At 77.7% G+C, this 1152-nt stretch carries 2 protein-coding genes; one reads left to right on the top strand and one right to left on the bottom strand.

Annotated elements, in window-relative coordinates; translation table 11 throughout:
• The coding region (locus HW577_RS25390) for a glycerol-3-phosphate dehydrogenase C-terminal domain-containing protein (RefSeq protein ID WP_332837818.1) at nucleotides 1-312 on the top strand (312 nt) is incomplete at its 5' end.
• Nucleotides 313-437: 125 nt separating this feature from the next.
• Here the strand turns inward: HW577_RS25390 and HW577_RS25385 are convergent.
• Entirely contained in the window at nucleotides 438-1043 is a 606-nt protein-coding gene (locus HW577_RS25385; RefSeq protein WP_198378859.1) for a hypothetical protein, read from the bottom strand.
• Nucleotides 1044-1152: the final 109 nt, after the last annotated feature.

Genomic DNA, 1152 nt, shown 5'->3' with positions numbered 1-1152 from the left:
CTCGGCGCGGGCGGGCTGCCGGCCTTCGAGGCCGAGGCCGCGCGCCGCCATCCCTGGCTGCCGGCCGGGCTGCTGCGCCGGCTGGTGCGCACCCATGGCTCCGACCTCGACGCGATGCTCGACGGCGCGCGGTCGATGGAGGATCTCGGCGCGCCGCTCGGCGGCGGGCTGACGGAGCGCGAGCTCGCCTGGATGCGGCGGGAGGAATGGGCGGCGACGGCCGAGGATGTGCTCTGGCGCCGCAGCAAGCTCGGCCTGCACATGAGCGCGGAGGAACGCACGGCGCTCGCGGCGCGCTTCGTGGCGGGCTGATTCCGACCGCACGGAGATTGGACCTTCGCAGGGTCGCGTCGTCCTGCGCGCGGCCGCCCCGCCAGCCCCGCGCGCCAGCCCCTGTGCCGCACGAAGGCCGGGCCTTCGTGCTCCGCGCGTGAGGGTCAGCGCCCGGCCAGCGCCGCCTGTCGCGTCCCCCAGCCGCCACGCCGGATGCGCCGCCGCTCGATCTCGACCAGCAACCCCGCGGGATCGCCCGTGACCTGCAGCAGCGTGTCGAGCCGCGACTGCTCCACGCCCACCCCGCCCGCGCTCCCGCGCGCGGATTTGGGCAGGCCGTGCAGCAGCACCGGCGGGCCGTCCCGCCCCTCCGGCACCAGGATGATGGCGGTGTGGCCGAAGGCCTCGTGCAGCGCCGCCGTCAGCGCGGCATCGCCGGCGCCGAGCGGATCCTCCCCCGCGAGATCGACCGCCGCGAGCACGCGCCAGGCGCCGCCGCGCGCGAGCACCGCGGGGTCGCTGCCCGCGGCGTCGAGCATCATGCGCGCGACCGAAGGCGGCGGGTCCCATTGCGCCGGCAGCGGGCCGTGCAGCACGGTGCCGCCGCGTTCCAGGGAGACGAGCGCGGCTTCCTTCCCGGGCGGCGAACCCACGCGCAGCCGCGTGCCCGCGGCGCGCAGCCATTCGCCCGTCGTCAGCGCGCGCGCCTGCCGCCAGGCAAGCCACATCAGGCCCGCGGCGCAGAGCAGGAAGAGGATGGCGATGCTCATCGCGGCGCCGCCGGCGGCTTGTCGGCGGGCGCGGGCACGGCCGGGCGCGCGGCGCCGGCGGACGAGAGCGTTGCGGCCAGTTCGCGCCGGTTGATCTCGACCAGCGCCG

Origin of the sequence: Neoroseomonas rubea, assembly GCF_016106015.1 — a bacterium.
GTDB classification, from domain to species: Bacteria; Pseudomonadota; Alphaproteobacteria; order Acetobacterales; family Acetobacteraceae; genus Neoroseomonas; species Neoroseomonas rubea.
The sequence above is the reverse complement of the archived record's forward strand: the minus strand, read 5'-3'. Positions and strand labels throughout refer to the sequence as shown.